This window comes from Paenibacillus algorifonticola (assembly GCF_050481745.1).
Classification (GTDB): Bacteria; Bacillota; Bacilli; order Paenibacillales; family Paenibacillaceae; genus Pristimantibacillus; species Pristimantibacillus algorifonticola_A.
Window position 1 is genome coordinate 267267 of record NZ_JBCNGR010000006.1, and the last position, 17217, is coordinate 284483.

Here is a 17217-nt window from a genome sequence, read left to right on the forward strand (position 1 = left end):
CTGTGAATAGCGCAAACTTAACGCTGCATACGGATAAATACCAAATCAACATGATGTATGCGCACTGGAAAAATGGAACGGCAGATACGCCAGCGGTATTCGAGGCGTATTTCCGCAAGCTGCCTTTTGGCAATGGATATGCTGTATTTGCGGGACTTGAACGCATTGTAAATTATATAGAAGAGCTGTGCTTCGGGGAAGAGGAGCTCGCGTATTTGGCTGAGCAGGAGGAGCAGTACGAGCCCGCTTTTCTCGAACGGCTGCGGCAGTTCCGCTTCAAGGGCAGCATGTACGCGATGGAGGAAGGCACGGTCGTTTTTGCGGGTGTGCCGCTCATTCGCGTGGAGGGCACCATATTTGAATCGCAGCTTATTGAGACGGCGCTGCTGAACTTCATGAATTACCAGACGCTGATTGCGACGAAAGCGTCGCGTATTGTGCAGGTTGCGGACGGCGATACGCTGCTGGAGTTTGGGACAAGACGGGCGCAGGAGGCGGATGCTGCCGTATGGGGCGCGCGTGCTGCTTATATTGCCGGCTTTCACGCTTCGTCCAATATGCGGGCGGGGATGCTGTTCGGCATCCCGGCTAAAGGGACGCATGCCCACTCCTGGGTGCAGGGACATGATACGGAGGAAGAGGCTTTCATGAAATATGCCGAGGCGCTGCCGGATCAAGTGACGCTGCTCGTCGATACGTACGATACGCTTGAAAGCGGCGTGCCGAATGCGATTAAGACGGCTCGCTGGCTGGAGAGCCAAGGCAAGCAGCTCAGCGCGATTCGCCTCGATAGCGGCGACCTTGCGCTATTGTCCAAGAAGGCGCGCAAGCAGCTGGATGCTGCGGGGCTGCCGCATGTGAAGATCGTCGCATCGAATGATCTCGATGAGACGCTGATCTTTAACCTCAAGGCGCAAGGGGCGCGCATTGATACATGGGGTGTAGGCACGCAGCTGATTACCGCTGCGGACCAGCCTTCGCTTGGCGGCGTGTACAAGCTGACCGCACGCTGGAAGGACGGGCGTTACGTGCCCGTCATCAAGCTGTCTGCGAATCCCGAGAAGGTGACGACGCCAGGCCGCAAGGATGTGTTCCGTATCCGCGACCTGAATACGGGACTGGCGCGGGCTGATTATATTTCGTTATGCGGCGAGGAAGAGAAGCCGGACGGCAGCAGGCTTAAGCTATTTGATCCGCTGCACCCGTATATATACAAATACGTGAACAACTACGAAGCAGTCCCGCTGCTGAAATGTATTTTTAACAAGGGCAGTCTCGTTTATGTGCTGCCGTCCCTTTCGCAGGTTAGGCAGTTCCATCAGGAGCAGCTAAGCAGCTTCCTGCCGGAAGTGAAGCGCAAGCTGAATCCGGAATTTTATCCGATTCATTTAAGCGAGAAAACGTGGCAGATGAAGATGGATCTGATTCAGCAGCATCAAGAGTAGCTGCGCGATTAGCTGGGTAATGAGAATAGAACAGGCAGCAGAAAGAAGGTTGTTACGATGCTGATGAATGAGAAAATCAAAGCTTCTGAGGTGGAGCTGACGGGCTTGAACGGCGAACCGCTTGGTGTCGTATCCCGTGCAGAGGCGCTCGCGCTGGCGAAGCAGCACAAGGCTGATCTCGTATGCCTGTCCATTATGAGCAGTCCGCCGCCCTGCAAGCTGATGGGGCGCGGTACCGCGAAGCAGGAGGCCAGCCAGGCCAAGCGGCAGGAGAAGGCACAAGGCCAGCCAGTGAAGGTAAAGGAGCTGCGTCTCGGAATTGACATTGAGCAGCATGATTATGACACCAAGCAGCGCCAGGCTGCGAAGCTGCTGGAGTCGGGCCATGCGGTGCAACTCGTTGTGCGCGTTCAAGGAGGCAAACAGGGGGCTGCTGGCAAGTCATTGTTAGAGCGCCTGCTCGCCGATCTGGCAGAGCAAGGCAAGCCGCAGACAGGCATTCAAGTAAGCGGCAAGCAGGTAATGGTACAGGTCAATCCGTCTTGAATAGGCGCATTATTGCCGATTTAGTATATTTTGGGATGCCCGAAGCATAAAAATCGGTTATAGTAAATATACAGAGGTAAATACTAACGCTGAGGTGAAGCTAATGCCATTTAAAACACGCATTCAAGAGCTTAAAGCTCAACTTCCGAAGGAACATCAGGAATTATCTCATTATGTAGAGCATGCCCTGCAAGCGTTGGAAAACTTTGAGTCGGAGCATCGCCGTTTCGCTGCCGCACAGGCAGTAGCCGGAGTGAAAATTTCGGGCGCGGAGGAAGTTGTCTTTTACGAAACGATTTCCAAAATCAAGGAAGAGCTTGTGAACACCTTGCATAAGACAGTGGAGGATTACGTTCACAAAGGCGATAAAAATTGGAACAAAAACTTTAAAGACGGCATCGACTAGGGCGCCAAGCTAAATGACCAAGCTATAAAAAAAGCAAGCCTGCCTTGACCCGCGAATAAAACATTCGTCGGCTGAGGCAGGCTTGTTAAATTTTTAGGCTGCAAAGGCAGACCCGTCGTTTAATTGGAAACGTCCGGCTCTTTGATGGGTGCTTTGTCTTTAGACTTCTTGTGGTCAAAGCGGAATACTTTGTTCATGCCGTTGTAAATGAGCTTGGATTCCTTGGTGAGCAATGGCCCCAAAATCGCAAGCAGCAGCACATACAAGGCAGCAAATGGCTGAAGCAATTCCATTAATCCTCCGGCTTTGCCGAGATTCGCCATAATAATTGAAAACTCGCCACGCGAAACGATCGTCAGACCGATATTCGCGGACGCTTTAGGCGGAAGCCCTGCGCTTTTCCCTGCCAGCATGCCTGCAAGCACGTTACCGAACAGCGTAATGGCAACAGCGCCTAGCGATAGCCACACTGCGCCTCCAAGCGCCGTCGGATCAATCGTCAGACCGAAGCTGAAGAAGAAAATCGCCCCAAAGAAATCACGGAAAGGTAAAATCAGATGCTCAATCCGTTTCATATGAGCGGTTTCAGCAAGCACTAGTCCAACTAGAAGGGCGCCGATCGCCTCAGCGACGTGAATCGTTTCGGAGAAGCCAGCGACGAGGAATAAGGCACCGAAGATCAGCAGAAGAAACAATTCGTTCGAGCGGATGTTTAATATTTTGTTCAACAGAGGAACAGCCTTGCGTCCAACTACGAGTACAAGGAGCATAAATCCAAGCGCATAGGATGCGGAGAGGAGTACGCCGCCAAGCGAGCTGGAGCCGCTGAGTACAAGCCCGGAGAGGATGGAAATATACACAGCGAGGAAAACATCCTCGAACATAATAATGCCGAGAATCATCTCGGTTTCCCGATTCGCGGTTCGCTTCAAGTCCACGAGTACCTTCGCAACGATGGCGCTTGAAGATATCGTTGTAATACCAGCCATAATGAGCGTTTCCTCAAGCGGGAAGCCTAGGGAGAAGCCATAGACAAGTCCAAGCGTGAAATTGATAATAATATAAATCGTACCGCCGACGGCGATGTTTTTTCCCGATTTCATCAGGCGTCCGACCGAAAATTCCAGACCGAGATAAAAGAGCAGGAACAGCACGCCTAATCGGCCGAGAAATTCAATGAAGGGGGCGCTTTCGATAAAACGGAAATCGAAAACGCCGAATTTGGGCGCATGCGGCCCCACAGCCATCCCGATCAAAATATAAAACGGAATGACTGAAAATTTTACTTTATTTGCTATTAAGCCGACTAGGGCAATCAAAGTGACGGCGAGACCAATCTCCAGCACCAGATGATCCATAATTAACGGCTCCCATTCACGAGCAACTGCTTAAGCGTCTTAAGATGTGGGCGTTCACCTGCAACTATTAGTGTAGAGTCGGCTTTGAAAATATAATCCGGACCCGGATTAATATGCTTGCCATCTTTGTCAATCGCGGCGATAATCGTCGTCCCCGTCCGCTTGCGGATATCCGAATCTCCGATCGTTTTGCCTACGCAGCTTGCACCGGCTTCGACTTTATACCATTCAATGGTCAAATCGTCGAGCGCGACTTCAATCGTCTCAAGCGCCTTCGGCGTATAGGTCATTCCTCCAATAATGGCAGCAACCTGACGGGCCTCCTCGTCGTCCATGGAAACCATGGAAATGCTGTCATCTGGATCATCATATTCAAAATGGTACATTTCTCTTCTTCCGTCATCATGGATGACGACAACGAGCTTGTCGCCGCCTCTCGTCTCCATTTGATACTTACGTCCAATGCCTGGTAAATCCGATTCTCTAATATTCATATTCGCCAGCTCCTATATCGTGAGTTTGTGTGGGCATCGTGATAGGACGGATACGTATAATGCTGGCGATAGATTATATAAAGCTTCCGGTGAATTTAACAGGCATCAAAAATAAATCCTTTATTTGCTGCGGTATAAAGGCACGGCGAATGGATAGTGGAATCAGCCGCTGCTTTCGGCAGACGAGCATCCCTAAAACGATGGTGATGCCTATAAGCGTCATCTGGAAAAGCTGCTTCAAAATGCCGGATTGATATCGGATCGCCACACCATGATGGTCCCCTGCTGCAATCGTCAGTTGATCGGAGGGGGATTTCAGCTCGGGCAAGTCCTCCGCTTGGTAGGCAAAAAGTATGGCTGTACACAGCAATGCTAATATGATCAGGCCTTTCACTAACCGGCTTTGCCTTGCCAGCTGCTGCAAAACGTTGTTGTTCATCTATTCACCCCCTGTCTCTTATTACTATTATAAAGGATTGTAGGCCCGATGTCACAAGGCTGCTGCGAAAGGTATTGACGTTGCCCCAAGGGTTGGATACACTGGGGGAATTAAATGAAATAAGCATTTTTTCCAGCTGGAAGGAGATCGAATGATGAGTGAAGTGAATAAGGCGATTTCGCCGTTAGTTGAAGCATTGGGCTTAAAACCGCATGTAGAGGGCGGTTGGTATAAAGAATTGTGGAAGGCTTCCTTCCAAATTCCGCAGGAGCTGCTAGGTGAGGCTTATTCCGGACCACGTGCCGCTGCGTCCTCGATTTATTTTTTATTGCATCCGCATGAGCTGTCGGATTGGCATAAAGTACTATCTGATGAGCTGTGGATTTGGCACTCAGGCGGCCCAATTACCCTTTCCCTGGGCGGCACTGCAGACGATCCAACACTCAGAAAGGAAATTATTGTTGGAGGCGATGTGCTGAACGGCCAGCAGCCGCAAGCGGTAGTGCCAGCAGGCGAATGGCAAATGTCACAGCCGATTGGCGATGAGCCATCGCTGTTTTCCTGTATTGTTTCCCCGGGCTTCCATTATGATGATTTCCAATTAATTAAACGTTAATCTAAACATTCAAACGATTTTATAGAAAAATCCGCCTGCTTAAGGCGGGTTTTTCTATTATAAGATGTCTAAGCTGGATGCCCTGCATCGAGCTGTCCAACGCTTATCATTTGTTTCATAGACAGGCTCATCACTTCGAGTGGAAAATGAATTTTCTGAAGACAACCTCTTCTAGTTATCACACTTGCCGAAGACCGCAATAGAAAATTGAAGCCTGTCGTTTTCATCGTAGACAGGGTAATCAAACTGCTATATGATGAACGAATCGTAAGGGGATCGGAACGTCTCATACATAGAATGAAATCATAAAGGAGTGAGAAAAATGCGCGAGGCGCTGTGGTCGAAAAATTTCATTTTATTAATGGGCTCTAATCTGCTGCTGTTTATGGCGCTTGAGATGCTGCTGCCGACACTTCCCGTGTTTGCCGCGGAGCAGGGAGGCAGCCAAACACAAATTGGCCTGATTATGGGCTTATTTACGTTTACGGCCGTCATTTCCCGGCTTGGAACAGGCTATGGCATTAAGCGGCTGGGCCAGAAGAAGCTGCTGCTTCTCGGAGTAGCCATCAGTCTTATCGCGCTTACTGGCTATTATTTAGCTGCGACCCTTGCCATACTGCTGGTGCTGCGCGTCGTGCACGGCGTTGGCTTCGGTATTGCAACGACACTGTTCGGTACAGCGGCATCCGATTTAGTGCCAGCCTCTCGAAGAGGGGAAGGCATGGGCTTTTTTGCCACAGGGAATTCGATCTCATTCGCTCTAGGTCCCTTTTTTGGCATTTGGATCATGACGGAATATGGCTTTAAGGCGCTGTTTTTAATTGGGGCAGTTGTTATGCTCCTTAGCTTGATCAGTACCTGCTTTGTGCGTTTTCCGCGTGTGGAGAAAAAGGAGAATAAGGTGCCAGCGGCAGCTCCTGTTATAGAAACGGGGAACTGGATGGACAGCATCGTGGAGCGCAAGGCGTTTATGCCTTCGCTGCTTGGCCTGCTTATCGGCATCCCCTTCGGCACGGTGCTCAGCTTTATCGCTTTGTTTGGCAAAGAGCAGGGCCTAGGCAGTGTCGGCATTTTCTTCCTTGTCGTGGCCATCAGCGAGTTTCTGATCCGCTTTATTAGCGGCCCATTATTTGATCGCAAAGGGCGCATGTGGGTGCTGCTGCCTGCTGCTATTTTATGCATTATCGCTAGCGTCATGCTTTATTTTACGCATTCTACCGCGATGCTGCTGCTGTCGGGCCTGTTTTATGGATTTGGCTTTGGCGCCCTGTTCCCAGCGCTTCAGGCTTGGGTTATCGATCTCGTAGAGCCAGAGCGCAGAGGTGTAGCGACGGCGACCTATTACAATGCTTTTGACATCGGCATCGGAAGCGGTTCGATATTGCTCGGAGCAGTAGCGGCTGTGACTGATTATTCGACAATGTATTTGCTGTCAGGCGGATTTTTCGTTCTGTACATTGTGCTGTATGTAGGCTTTGAACGCAGGCTGCGCCGCAAGGCCAGCAGAAAGTCGATACAGACCTAGCGAGGATATTTTGAGAGATATAATAGAAACAGCCCCTCACCATTTAAAAATGGCGGAGGGGCTGTTATGCTGCTATACCGGAATTTTAAGCTGCTGTCCGATGTAAATGCGATCGGGATTTTTAATTTGGTTTACGTCGCGAATCGCTTGCCACGTCGTATTATAGCGTTTCGCAATCGACCAGAGCGTATCGCCTTTTTTCACCGTGTAGTTGGCATAGTAGGCAGCCTTCGCTGGCTCCGCCTGAGTGGTGCCTGCCGGAGACGACGGGACAGGCTGTATAACTTCCGGCTTAGGCTTCGTTCCGGTAGACGGGGAAGGTGAAGCGGAGCTAGGTGTTGCTCCCTCCGTAATACGTCCCTCAACAGCTGGATTTGCCGCTGTCCCAAGCTCCCGCAAATAGCTCGTGAGCGCTTCGTCCAGTGCGCCAAACATGCCGGCCTGCGGATAGCTGGCGAACATCGTATATTCATCGCCGCCGGCTGCTATAAAATCATTCGTCGCGAGCGAATATTGTTTTTTCGCATCGAGCGCTGCGCCGCCTACCGTTACGGAATGGACACGCGAGCCTTTTGCCTTGGCGGTATCGATCTTGAAGGCGATGCCGGATACTTGCGGAAAAGCGCCCTTCGGATTCGGATAATCCGAAACGCCATTTTCCAAAGCGGCTTTAATATCGGCGCCTGTGACGTTAAGCGTCACGATTTGATTGCCGAAAGGCAGCACCGTAATGATCTCGCCCTGCGTAATGATTCCTTTATCAATTGAAGCACGAATACCGCCGCCATTCGTTAGGGCGATGTCGGCCTTCGTAATAGAACGCAGGCTGTCGGCAATCAGATTGCCTAAATTCGTTTCTCCCGCGCGAACCTGCTCGCGCTCGCCATCAAGCTTCACAGCCGTTTCGCCAATCTCGTTTGAGAGAATTTCCTGCTGCTCCGCGACGATGGAATCGACTAGCTCAGCCACTTTCTGATCAGGGGCAATTGCCGCAGCAGCTTTATAATCAATCAGCTTTGCTTCTTTGCTGATTACTTTGCCTTGATCGATCCATAAATCGACAACGCCAAGGTATTTGGTATATTCGCCAGCGCTTGCAATAAGTGTGCCATGGCCTGCTTCAAGCCCTTTTTGCAGCACCGTATGGCTGTGCCCATCAATAAAAACATCAATGCCGGCGACTTCCTTGGCAATGCCAATACTTGTATCGGTGCTGGATTCATCCTGTCCGATATGGCCGAGTGCCACAATGACGTCTACCTGATCCTTGAGCTCGGCAACAATAGCTTTGGCTTCCTCGGCTGGGTTGGTGAACACAAGCCCATCGACATTTTTTGGATGCGTCTTGTAGGCGGTTTCCGGTGTGGTCAGGCCAAAGATACCGATTTTTACGCCGTCCACCTCTTTAATAACATAAGGATGAAACAACGGCGAATCGTCATTCTTTACTCTAATGTTGGCGCTCAGAAGCGGATATTCCATTTGGGGTTCCAACTCGACGAGGCGGTTGTAGCCATAATTAAATTCATGATTTCCGGGGACGGCCGCATCGTAGCCCATTGCGTTCATGACGCGCACGACGCTTTCGCCTTCTGCAAGGGTTGCGAAGGTAGTGCCGTGAATGGCATCGCCGCCATCAAGCAGGAGCGTATTCGGATTGCTGGCCCTGTAGCTGTCGATGATTCCGGCCAGCCATGCAAAGCCGAGTTCACCATTGCTTTCGGATCGGGCTGCTCTGGCATGCATATCATTCGTATGCAGCAGCGTAATATGCTTGCCGGCCTTCTCTGGGGTGGATGCAGCCGCCGAGACGCTTGCAGCGCTTATAAGCAGGGCCGCGGTCAGAAGAATAGATGTGAACCACTTAAACTTGTTCAACATAGCAGGTGATACCTCCCATCAGAATGTCGTTTATGGTCGCGCCTTATACGTATTCCACATGCTGCGTTGAAAATCCTGTCCAAAAGCTGTAGTTGTTGTTTTGCTTTTTTCCTTATATAATGAAACTGAAATATTGCTTACAATTCTTTGAACATATTCTCAAGATAGATAAATGTGGAAGAGCGACTCACCAAAGGAGATGCCCGATGGAGGAACTCAGCGACAAAAAGATGAAAATGATTGAAGCAGCGCGCATGTACTATGAGCTTGATTACAATCAGCAGGAAATAGCCAAGAAGCTCGGCGTGTCACGTCCAACGGTTTCGCGTTTTTTGCAGCAGGCGAAGGTTGACGGTATCGTACAGATCAAGATTATGGACCCGGCAGCAGACAATGCGGATCGCGAGCGGCAATTGCAGGAGCGCTTCGGCTTGAAACGTGCAATTGTAGCCACGGTACCTAAGTATGAGGATGCGATGGCCAAGCGGGTAATTGGTGAAGCTGCTGCTGCGTTTCTCAATGAAACGGTGCAGGATGGCGATACGATAGCCGTTACCTGGGGCACGACGCTGTATGAAGTAGCGACCCGTCTGCCGAACAAGCATGCGAAGAAGGTCAAGGTGGTGCAGCTCAACGGAGGTGTCAGCCATTCCGAGACCGATACGTATGCCCACGAGATTGCGCAGCTGTTCGCTAAAGCTTATCAAACGTCGCCTTATTTGATTCCGCTTCCAGCTATTGTTGACCATGCAGTTGTGAAGCATGCGATTGAAGCGGATCGTCATATACGCAAAATTCTTGATATGGGCAAAAAAGCGAATATCGCTGTTGTAACCGTAGGAGCGCCAACCGAGGATTCGGTGCTGATGCGGGCGAATTATTTTTCCGATGAGGATTTGGGCATTATTTTCTCGCGCGGCGTAGGGGATATTTGCTCAAGATTCATAGATATCAACGGGCAGTTGGTTAGCGAAGAGCTGGACCTGCGCACGATTGGCATTGATTTGGGCGAGCTGAAACGCAAGGAATGGTCAGTACTAGTGGCTGGCGGCCCAAGCAAGGTCGAAGCGGTGTATGGCGCGCTTGCTGGACAATATGCGAATACGTTGATTACCGATCATATTACGGCGAAGCATCTGCTGGATTACAAGCCGGAAGCGTGAACGGGATAGGCTAGAGAGATGATAGGTGGAGGGATTTGTTAATGGGCAGTACGAATGCAGCGAATGTAGCTGGAGTTATTGATCACACAATGCTAAAGGCTGACGCAACAAAAGAGGAAATCATTCAGCTTTGTGCCGAGGCGAAAACGTATCATTTTGCCACCGTTTGCGTGAATGCAGGCTGGGTTGCGCTTGCGGCTGCTCAGCTGGCAGGCTCTGGCGTAGGCATTACGACGGTAGCGGGGTTCCCGCTTGGCGCAACGACTTCAAAGGCGAAGGCAGCGGAAGCGGAAGATGCGATTGCCTGCGGCGCCACTGAGGTGGATATGGTGCTGAACATCGGGCTGCTGAAATCAGGGGACGAAGCAGGCGTGAAGCGCGATGTTGAAGCGGTTGTGGCTGCTTGCAAGGGCAAGGCGATCGTTAAGGTTATTTTGGAAACCGGCTTGCTGACGGATGCGGAAAAGGTGCGGGCTTGCGAAATTTGCCAGGAGTCTGGCGCAGATTTCGTCAAAACGTCAACGGGCTTTGGCAAGGGCGGCGCCACGGAGGAAGATATCGCGCTAATGCGCCGTACAGTTGGTCCGGACATGGGTGTCAAAGCTTCCGGAGGCGTTCGTGATTTGGAAACTGCACTCAAAATGCTAGCTGCTGGTGCCACTCGCATCGGTGCAAGTGCAAGCGTCGCCATCGCGAATGGCGGCAAGGGTGAAGGGTATTAAAGGTGTATTGACCGTATAACAGGTACAGGTTATGATGAACAGAAGTAGCAGCCGGCTTGGTGAGCCGGCTTATTTTTATTTGAAAATGGAGGTGAAAGTTATATGAGCGGTTTATCTTGGAAACGGCAGTGGATGACGGATGTGCGGGTGAATGTGCTGGCGGGCATGACCGCTACGCTCGCACTGGTGCCGGATTCGCTTGCATTTTCTTTTATGGCGGGGGTGCCGCCAGTCGTCGGGATTTATGCTTCAATCTGTATTTTGCTCGTTACGACGTTTCTTGGCGGACGTCCCGGCATGATTTCCGCAGCAGCGGGCTCCATGGCAGTGCTGATGCTGACGCTCGTCAAGGAGCATGGCATTGAGTATTTATTTGCAGCAACGATTTTGACGGGGATTTTGCAATATTTAATGGGCGTTTTTAAGCTGGGCAAGCTGATGAGATATGTTCCACAGGGCGTATTGACTGGTTTTATTAATGCGCTGGCGATACTCATCCTTATTTCGCAGCTGCGGTATTTTCAGGGAGAGTCGTGGATGATGTATGCGTTAGTGGCTGCGACGCTGGCGATTATTTATTTTCTTCCGCGTTATTTCAAGGCGATTCCTTCGCCGCTTGTAGCAGTCGTTGTGCTTACGTTCGCCGTATGGGTATTCGGTCTGGACGGGGTCACGAGGGTTGGAGCAATTGACGCTTCGTTGCCCGCGTTTCTACTGCCGAATATTCCGCTTAATTGGGAGACCTTAGCGATCATATTCCCTTACTCCTTGTCGCTGGCGGTCGTTGGATATACGGAGACGATGCTGACGCATAATTTGCTCGATGAAATGACCGGGGAGCGTACGGACAAAAATAAGGAAATGCGCGGACAAGGTGTTGCGAATGTCGTCGCGGGATTTTTCGGCGGCATGGCGGGCTGTGCGCTCGTAGCGGAATCGGTGCTTAATGTGAAAATGGGCGGGAAGCATCGGCTGTCTACGCTCGTTTCTGCCGTATTCCTCTTGCTGCTCGCCGTATTGTTCGGCGATGTGCTGGCTCAGGTGCCGATGGCGGCGCTGGTGGGCATTATGATCATGGTCTGTATCGCTATTTTTGATTGGCGCTCCGTGTTCAAGCCGCGCAGCGTGCCGCTTGCCGAAACGGTCGTGATGGTAGCGACAGTAGCTGCCGTATTATTCACGCATGATTTGGCTGCTGGCGTGCTGGTTGGCGTGCTGATCAGCTTTGTATGGTTCGTTGTGTCGGTGTCGCGCAAGCTGCACATTCATAGCGAATGGGAAGGCAGCAAGCGGACTTATCGGGTGTATGGACAGTTGTTTTTTGCTTCGTCCTCTGGACTTGAAGAACTAATCGAGCTGGACTGCAAAGCTGCCGAAATTCATATCGACCTTAGCCAGTCGCGCATTTGGGATCATACGGCGCAGCTGGCACTCAATAAAGTGGTAGAGCGGCTGAAGGCTAGCGGCAAAGAAGTGACTGTCAGCAAAGGGGCTGCTTTGCAAAGCTAGGCTATTCCTGACGCTATCCCTTAGTGAGTAGAGCGTACTAAATTAATAAACTTTCTAAGTCCTTCCGAGATTTGTTCTTCATTAGCATAGGAAAAGCTTAACCTAAGCCATGAGGATGGCTCATTTAAGGGGTCACATATTTGGCCGGGAACAAAGGAAATTGATTGTTCCAGACTCTTGAACAATAAGTCTTCTGTTAACAGGCTGCCTGGGAGCTGCACCCATAAATTCAAGCCGCCATTTGGGCTGGTCCATTGCCAATCGGTTACGGACAGTTCTTTCTCCATGATTTCCTTTCGTATTTGCAGCGCAATTCGCAGTTTCTCAACATGTTGCTGTAGCCTTGGAGATGAAAGGTAATGCAGGAAAATCTTTTGATTTAAAAGCGGTGATCCATTATCGGCCAATGATTTTACTGACAGCAGTGATTTCACCATGTAAGACTGACAGTTCATCATGACAGCTATTCGCAACCCCGGTGATACATATTTGGAAAAGCTTTTAATATAAATCACCATGCCGGAGGTATCATAGGTATACATGGGCGGCGGAGGTTCTTGATCAAAAAAAATATCGTTGTAAACATCGTCTTCTATTAACAGACAACGGTAGTCCTCGGCTAACTGGACTAATTGTTTTCTTTGAGCCGATGGGACCGTGTATCCGGTTGGATTATGGAAGGTTGGATTCAGATAAAACAGACGAGGCTTGTGTTTTTTCATGATGAGTTCAATCTGCTCTATATCAAATCCGTAAGGATGAATATCGACGGTTACAATATTGGCTCCTTGTGCTCGAAAAATATCAATGGCAGAACTATAGCACGGCCGCTCCAAAAGGATAGTGTCTTTTGATTTTACAAATGCCTGGGCAATCAGATGAATGGCTTGCTGGGAACCGGTCGTAATTAATAGCTGATCTGGATGTGTGATTGTTTTATATTGTTGGTTAAAATAGTCAGAAAGTGATTGACGCAGTTCATAATCGCCTTGTACGGTCGAGTATGTGGAGAGAACCTTTGGGTAGAGATCAAAAACTTTTTTTACATAGTCCGATATGAAGCGATTTGGCAAAAGATTAGGGTCAATTATTGCCTGCGAAAATTGATAGGAAACAGGTGCCTGATGGATTTCCGATAAATGATTTTTTTGTACATATGCAGAAACGATCGGATTTTCCAGGCTTTCAAATTTATTAATTTCACGGGATTGGACATAATAGCCAGATTTATCTTTGACATAGACTTTATTTTCCTGTTTAAGTAGCTGGTAAGCCTTTAATGCGGTTAAGCGATGAACCTTCATCTTAGCAGCTAAATTTCTAATTGAAGGGAGCTTTTCATTCTCCTTCCATTCATTGAGCTCGATTCGATGTAATACATAATCGTATACTTGTTTAAATAAGTAATCTCCATTCATTTTTTTCCCTCCCAACCCTTTTGATTTTAGCATATTCCTTCTTAATCTGGTCTATTGGCTTTCATCTGTTCTATTACTCTTCGCCTATAATAGAGCAAAAGGGAGGAATTGATATGGATTTTTATATCGTAGATGTCTTTGCTGAAGAAAAATATCAGGGAAATCAGCTTGCTGTTCTAGTGCCAGACAGTAATCTCACAACGAAGGAGATGCTGCAGATTGCCAAAGAAATTCATTTTTCGGAAACGAGCTTCATCATGTCCAATAAACAGGAAAATGGCGGGTATGATGTTCGAATCTTCACCCCAGATGAGGAGTTGCCCTTCGCGGGTCACCCTACCTTGGGCACAGCGTATATCATCAACCGGATTATTGAAAACGGAAAGGCCTCCAAAGTCGTCTTGAACCTGCCTGTTGGACAGATTCCAGTTGTGTTCAACGGTGAGACTCTCACCATGAGCCAAAACGAGCCTTCCTTCGGCATGAAGATAGACCAGCTCGAATTTGTCGCAAGCGTGCTCAATATCCAAGTGGAGGACATACGGACTGATTTTCCAATCCAGCTGGTTTCCACAGGACTGCCCTGCATCATTGTCCCACTGAAAGCGCTCGACGTGGTACAACGATGCAGCATCGACCATGTACAGTTCAAACGCTTTCTGGAAACTTATTATAACTGTAACCTGCTTGTTTTTTCTGAGGAGGACAGCAAGGACCCAAACTGCCTTCGTGTGCGGGTATTCATGAACAACACAGGCTTTTATGAGGATCCTGCGACAGGTAGCGCAAATGGCAATTTGGCGGGCTACCTTCTGAAATATCGGTTCTTCGATAAAGAAAAGATCGATGTTCGTGTCAATCAGGGCTACGAGATGGGACGTCCCTCAAATGTGAATATTGCCGCCAAATTAAAAAATGGAACATATGATATCCAAATTGCCGGGAAGGTGCAAATGGTTGCAAAGGGAGACTGGTTAATTGTTCACTCAAGTGAAGTCCATTTTTAGAATCCCTGTTGCTTACGAAAGATGAGAAACGCAAGCCAATCCGGAGCAGTCGGCACAATGCCAGCTGCTGTCAAAAAAAATCGCTGCCGCCAAAGGCTATTATGCCTGGCGGACAGCGATTTTTTGTTATTGTTATTCGGCTGGGCTTATTGTGCTGCGCTTGCTTCTGGAGAAGCAGCTGCATCCGGATTAGCGCTTGCATTTGTATCCGTTTCTTCTGCTGCTTTCTCTTCAAGCGTGTTGGTAATTGTTGCTTTGTCGCGAATTTCTTGAATCCAAGTAGCGGATTTCTCTTGAATTTGCTGATTCAAAAGCTGCTTGCGAATTTCTTCCTTCTTCTCTTCAAAAGTAGGGGAAGTTGCCGCTTTAAAGCCGGTTTTCTTAATAATATGGAAACCGAAGCTCGATTTGACGACGTCGCTGATTTGATCAACTTCCAGTGCGAAGGCTGCTTCCTCGAAAGCAGGGTCCATGACGCCTTTGCCGAAGAAGCCAAGATCGCCGCCATTGTCTTTCGTGCCTGTATCGGTTGATTTCTCTTTCGCCAACGTTGCGAAGTCAGCGCCATCTTTCAATTCTTTCAAAATAGCGTCTGCTTCCTCTTGCGTAGCTACCAGAATATGCGAAGCTTTAATTTCTTCGCCTGTGCCATAGGAAGCTTTGTTTTGCTCATAAGTTTCTTTAATTTGTTCATCGGTAATGGTAATGGATGGCTCAAGCAGCTTGCGGATTTTCACTTGCGTCTCGGCATCTTTACGCAGGCTTTCCAGCGTTACACCGTATTGTGCCAGTGCGGCGTTGAATTGCTCGTCCGTGCCGAAGCTTGCTTTCAGCGTATTAATTTCTTCATCGATATCAGCTTCTGTAACCGTAACATTGGAAGCTTTAGCTTCTTGCGTAATCAACTGCTGCGTAATCAGATTGTCGAGCGTCGTTTTGCCGCCTGATTTCAGCATTTCTTCGTAAAGGTCCTCTTTCGTAATGTCGACTTTGTTAACCGTTGCAACGGCTGCGTTGTTGCCACCGCCGAATACCGGTTTTATAGCGACGATGACTAGCAAAATAGCTAAAACTGCCGAAAGCGCAATCCATGCTGTGCTGCCGCTTTTACGAGCTGGCGGGGGAGTGGATCCACCCGAAGTTGCTCCTGCTGCATAGGATGAAGCTGGTGTTGATTCAGTCGTATGTTGATTGTCCTCGTGTGTGTTGGTTTCTTGCTCCGCAGCATTTTTTAACTCTTCTTCTTTACGCTGCGATTCTTGGTTATCCATTCTTCAAACTCCCTTCATTATCTTACACGCTTTTTATAATGGTTTCGCGAAACGTTGCGGTGATCAAGGCCAAGTCACCGTAACCGTTTACGCTTGTCTAACCTACTATAACAAAACTTAGGTTAAAAAACCTTAATCTTAAATAAAAATAAAGGGATTTCAGCAGGAGCAGCTTTTTTGCGCCATGCGTCTTAGCGGTGTACAATGAAGGAGGCAAGCGCTTTATATGGGGTCTGAAATATAAAATGAAGGTTTCCAACTTTTAATTTTAATAGTAGAGAGGATGTTAATCGATGACGTATTTGCCTGCAAATTCCCGCTATGACGGGATGAAATACAATCGTACTGGCCGCAGCGGACTGCTACTTCCAGCAGTATCACTAGGCCTCTGGCACAACTTTGGCGGTATGGATCGTCTGGAAAATGGACGGGCAATGGTTCGCCGCGCTTTCGATTTGGGCATTACCCATTTTGACCTTGCTAACAATTACGGACCACCTGCTGGCTCCGCTGAAGAGACATTCGGCCAACTGCTCAAGCAGGATTTGGCTGCTTACCGCGATGAGCTTATTATTTCCACAAAAGCCGGATATTATATGTGGAAAGGCCCTTATGGCGAGTGGGGCTCGCGCAAATATTTGGTGGCGAGCCTCGATCAGAGTCTTAAGCGTATGGGTCTGGAATACGTAGATATTTTTTATCATCATCGTCCAGATCCGAACACGCCGCTTGAAGAAACGATGGCTGCGCTAGACCATATCGTTCGACAAGGCAAAGCGCTCTATGTGGGCTTGTCCAACTACAGTGCGGAGCAGACGGCTGAAGCTTCCCTTATTTTGCAGCGGCTTGGCACGCCTTGCCTCATTCACCAGCCTTCTTATTCGATGTTCAATCGCTGGATTGAAGATGGCCTGCAGGATGTTCTTGATACGGAAGGCATCGGCTCCATCGTGTTCTCGCCGCTCGCTGGCGGCCTCTTGACGAACCGTTATTTGAACGGCATCCCGCAGGATTCCCGCGCGGCAGGGCCAAGCGTATTTCTGCAATCCGATCAAATTACGGAAGGGAAGCTTGAGAAAATCAAGCTGCTTAACGCTCATGCTTCCGAGCGCGGGCAGACGCTTGCACAGATGGCGCTCGCATGGGTATTGCGCGGCGGCCGTGTAACATCGGCGCTGATCGGCGCAAGCCGCGTGGAGCAAATCGATGATAACGTTGCGGCACTCAGCTCTCTTGACTTCTCTAGCGATGAGCTGGCACGTATTGAATCGATTTTAAAGGATTAAGACTAGCGAATTCAGTGATGATGAATCATCTAAAATAACAATTGTCTTTTTTGAACGCCAAGGCCCCTCCGCCTTGGCGTTTTTGCTTCTCCCGCTTTAGCAAAGGCTGTATAATAAACGGGACAACTGAC

General features: G+C 49.2%; 16 protein-coding genes. 10 read left to right on the plus strand and 6 right to left on the minus strand.

Annotation, left to right across the window (positions count from 1 at the left end; translation table 11 throughout):
* Positions 1–2 precede the first annotated feature (2 nt).
* The 3 genes from ABEW34_RS04695 (at position 3) to ABEW34_RS04705 (ending at position 2397) form a co-directional block, all read left to right on the plus strand.
* Positions 3–1445, plus strand: a complete 1443-nt coding sequence (locus tag ABEW34_RS04695) for a nicotinate phosphoribosyltransferase (protein WP_430155303.1) — start codon at positions 3–5, stop codon at positions 1443–1445.
* 57 nt (positions 1446–1502) lie between these two features.
* Positions 1503–1991 carry a translation initiation factor IF-3 gene (gene infC, locus ABEW34_RS04700; protein WP_430155306.1) on the plus strand — a complete coding sequence of 163 codons (489 nt, stop codon included), beginning with the start codon at positions 1503–1505 and terminating at the stop codon, positions 1989–1991.
* Between the two features lie 103 nt (positions 1992–2094).
* Positions 2095–2397 carry a hypothetical protein gene (locus ABEW34_RS04705; RefSeq protein ID WP_430155309.1) on the plus strand — a complete coding sequence of 101 codons (303 nt, stop codon included), beginning with the start codon at positions 2095–2097 and terminating at the stop codon, positions 2395–2397.
* A gap of 119 nt (positions 2398–2516) precedes the next feature.
* Here ABEW34_RS04705 and ABEW34_RS04710 read toward each other — a convergent pair whose 3' ends face one another.
* From ABEW34_RS04710 to ABEW34_RS04720, 3 genes are all read right to left on the minus strand, one after another.
* Complete coding sequence (locus ABEW34_RS04710; protein WP_430155311.1) at positions 2517–3755, minus strand: cation:proton antiporter; 1239 nt, start codon at positions 3753–3755, stop codon at positions 2517–2519.
* Positions 3756–3757: 2 nt separating this feature from the next.
* Positions 3758–4249 (minus strand): cation:proton antiporter regulatory subunit, encoded by a 492-nt coding sequence (locus ABEW34_RS04715; RefSeq protein WP_056031871.1) that lies wholly within the window; start codon positions 4247–4249, stop codon positions 3758–3760.
* Between the two features lie 73 nt (positions 4250–4322).
* Positions 4323–4688 carry a hypothetical protein gene (locus ABEW34_RS04720; RefSeq protein WP_430155314.1) on the minus strand — a complete coding sequence of 122 codons (366 nt, stop codon included), beginning with the start codon at positions 4686–4688 and terminating at the stop codon, positions 4323–4325.
* A 154-nt stretch (positions 4689–4842) separates the two neighbouring features.
* Here ABEW34_RS04720 and ABEW34_RS04725 point away from each other — a divergent pair, with 154 nt between their 5' ends.
* Together ABEW34_RS04725 and ABEW34_RS04730 are read left to right on the plus strand one after the other, a co-directional pair.
* Positions 4843–5304: a cupin domain-containing protein gene (locus tag ABEW34_RS04725; RefSeq protein ID WP_430155317.1), complete on the plus strand. Its 462-nt coding sequence runs from the start codon at positions 4843–4845 to the stop codon at positions 5302–5304.
* A gap of 322 nt (positions 5305–5626) precedes the next feature.
* Positions 5627–6829, plus strand: coding sequence for an MFS transporter (locus ABEW34_RS04730; RefSeq protein WP_430155319.1), 1203 nt, complete (start codon positions 5627–5629; stop codon positions 6827–6829).
* A 72-nt stretch (positions 6830–6901) separates the two neighbouring features.
* On the opposite strand, the gene ABEW34_RS04735 is transcribed toward ABEW34_RS04730, so the two are convergent.
* On the minus strand, positions 6902–8707 hold the full coding sequence (locus tag ABEW34_RS04735) for a 5'-nucleotidase C-terminal domain-containing protein (RefSeq protein ID WP_430156165.1): 1806 nt from the start codon (positions 8705–8707) through the stop codon (positions 6902–6904).
* A gap of 209 nt (positions 8708–8916) precedes the next feature.
* On the opposite strand from ABEW34_RS04735, the gene ABEW34_RS04740 reads away from it, so the two are divergent.
* The 3 genes from ABEW34_RS04740 to ABEW34_RS04750 all read left to right on the plus strand — a co-directional run bounded on the left by ABEW34_RS04740 (position 8917) and on the right by ABEW34_RS04750 (position 12104).
* Positions 8917–9873: a sugar-binding transcriptional regulator gene (locus ABEW34_RS04740; protein WP_056031859.1), complete on the plus strand. Its 957-nt coding sequence runs from the start codon at positions 8917–8919 to the stop codon at positions 9871–9873.
* A gap of 41 nt (positions 9874–9914) precedes the next feature.
* Positions 9915–10595: a deoxyribose-phosphate aldolase gene (deoC, locus tag ABEW34_RS04745; protein ID WP_430155322.1), complete on the plus strand. Its 681-nt coding sequence runs from the start codon at positions 9915–9917 to the stop codon at positions 10593–10595.
* Between the two features lie 102 nt (positions 10596–10697).
* Positions 10698–12104 carry a SulP family inorganic anion transporter gene (locus ABEW34_RS04750; protein ID WP_430155325.1) on the plus strand — a complete coding sequence of 469 codons (1407 nt, stop codon included), beginning with the start codon at positions 10698–10700 and terminating at the stop codon, positions 12102–12104.
* 20 nt (positions 12105–12124) lie between these two features.
* On the opposite strand, the gene ABEW34_RS04755 is transcribed toward ABEW34_RS04750, so the two are convergent.
* Complete coding sequence (locus tag ABEW34_RS04755) at positions 12125–13522, minus strand: PLP-dependent aminotransferase family protein (RefSeq protein WP_430155328.1); 1398 nt, start codon at positions 13520–13522, stop codon at positions 12125–12127.
* Positions 13523–13635: 113 nt separating this feature from the next.
* Here ABEW34_RS04755 and ABEW34_RS04760 point away from each other — a divergent pair, with 113 nt between their 5' ends.
* The gene (locus ABEW34_RS04760; RefSeq protein ID WP_430155329.1) at positions 13636–14529 is read left to right on the plus strand and encodes a PhzF family phenazine biosynthesis protein; all 894 of its coding nucleotides are present in this window, start codon (positions 13636–13638) and stop codon (positions 14527–14529) included.
* Positions 14530–14675: 146 nt separating this feature from the next.
* Here ABEW34_RS04760 and ABEW34_RS04765 read toward each other — a convergent pair whose 3' ends face one another.
* Positions 14676–15800, minus strand: a complete 1125-nt coding sequence (locus tag ABEW34_RS04765) for a foldase protein PrsA (RefSeq protein WP_430155331.1) — start codon at positions 15798–15800, stop codon at positions 14676–14678.
* A gap of 293 nt (positions 15801–16093) precedes the next feature.
* Here ABEW34_RS04765 and mgrA point away from each other — a divergent pair, with 293 nt between their 5' ends.
* Positions 16094–17086 carry an L-glyceraldehyde 3-phosphate reductase gene (mgrA, locus tag ABEW34_RS04770; RefSeq protein ID WP_430155334.1) on the plus strand — a complete coding sequence of 331 codons (993 nt, stop codon included), beginning with the start codon at positions 16094–16096 and terminating at the stop codon, positions 17084–17086.
* Positions 17087–17217 lie beyond the last annotated feature (131 nt).

Bases quoted from the DNA above. Each gene is read 5' to 3' on its own strand.
- ABEW34_RS04730 (WP_430155319.1), top strand. From the start codon at position 5,627: ATGCGCGAGGCGCTGTGGTCGAAAAATTTCATTTTATTAATGGGCTCT.
- ABEW34_RS04760 (WP_430155329.1), top strand. From the start codon at position 13,636: ATGGATTTTTATATCGTAGATGTCTTTGCTGAAGAAAAATATCAGGGA.
- ABEW34_RS04765 (WP_430155331.1), bottom strand. From the start codon at position 15,800: ATGGATAACCAAGAATCGCAGCGTAAAGAAGAAGAGTTAAAAAATGCT.
- ABEW34_RS04710 (WP_430155311.1), bottom strand. From the start codon at position 3,755: ATGGATCATCTGGTGCTGGAGATTGGTCTCGCCGTCACTTTGATTGCC.
- ABEW34_RS04725 (WP_430155317.1), top strand. From the start codon at position 4,843: ATGAGTGAAGTGAATAAGGCGATTTCGCCGTTAGTTGAAGCATTGGGC.
- ABEW34_RS04715 (WP_056031871.1), bottom strand. From the start codon at position 4,249: ATGAATATTAGAGAATCGGATTTACCAGGCATTGGACGTAAGTATCAA.
- infC (WP_430155306.1), top strand. From the start codon at position 1,503: ATGCTGATGAATGAGAAAATCAAAGCTTCTGAGGTGGAGCTGACGGGC.
- mgrA (WP_430155334.1), top strand. From the start codon at position 16,094: ATGACGTATTTGCCTGCAAATTCCCGCTATGACGGGATGAAATACAAT.
- deoC (WP_430155322.1), top strand. From the start codon at position 9,915: ATGGGCAGTACGAATGCAGCGAATGTAGCTGGAGTTATTGATCACACA.
- ABEW34_RS04720 (WP_430155314.1), bottom strand. From the start codon at position 4,688: ATGAACAACAACGTTTTGCAGCAGCTGGCAAGGCAAAGCCGGTTAGTG.
- ABEW34_RS04750 (WP_430155325.1), top strand. From the start codon at position 10,698: ATGAGCGGTTTATCTTGGAAACGGCAGTGGATGACGGATGTGCGGGTG.
- ABEW34_RS04705 (WP_430155309.1), top strand. From the start codon at position 2,095: ATGCCATTTAAAACACGCATTCAAGAGCTTAAAGCTCAACTTCCGAAG.
- ABEW34_RS04755 (WP_430155328.1), bottom strand. From the start codon at position 13,522: ATGAATGGAGATTACTTATTTAAACAAGTATACGATTATGTATTACAT.
- ABEW34_RS04740 (WP_056031859.1), top strand. From the start codon at position 8,917: ATGGAGGAACTCAGCGACAAAAAGATGAAAATGATTGAAGCAGCGCGC.